This window comes from Agrobacterium sp. 20P9.1.2 (assembly GCF_057799395.1).
In genome coordinates, this window is the sequence record NZ_JBYOKI010000019.1 from 1 (window position 1) to 355 (window position 355).

At 51.3% G+C, this 355-nt stretch carries 1 rRNA gene; it reads left to right on the plus strand.

From position 1 onward, the window contains the following. Positions 1-220: 220 nt before the first annotated feature. Positions 221-355 (plus strand): 23S ribosomal RNA (locus tag AC27VJ_RS22595); the annotation flags it as partial.

A 355-nucleotide genomic window follows, 5' to 3' on the forward strand; every position in this document is an offset into this window, starting at 1 on the left:
CTCTGATGGACATGCTGGATTGGTGTTGCCTGACCGCGCATCACCGGATGATATCTCGAGAAGCTGGTCTTAATGATACGGCCTCGAAGTGCACCGGCGTGCCTTCAAAGAGGACTGTATCGACACGTCGATGTCATCATGAAGTGGCTTGATTGTAAAAGGTAATCAGGTCGTCGCTTCCTTCGGAAGCGGCTATGGATGAGCATAGACAATGAGAACGAAGAAGTGAATTAAGGGCATTTGGTGGATGCCTTGGCATGCACAGGCGAAGAAGGACGTGATACGCTGCGATAAGCCGTGGGGAGCTGCGAATAAGCTTTGATCCATGGATCTCCGAATGGGGCAACCCACCTTA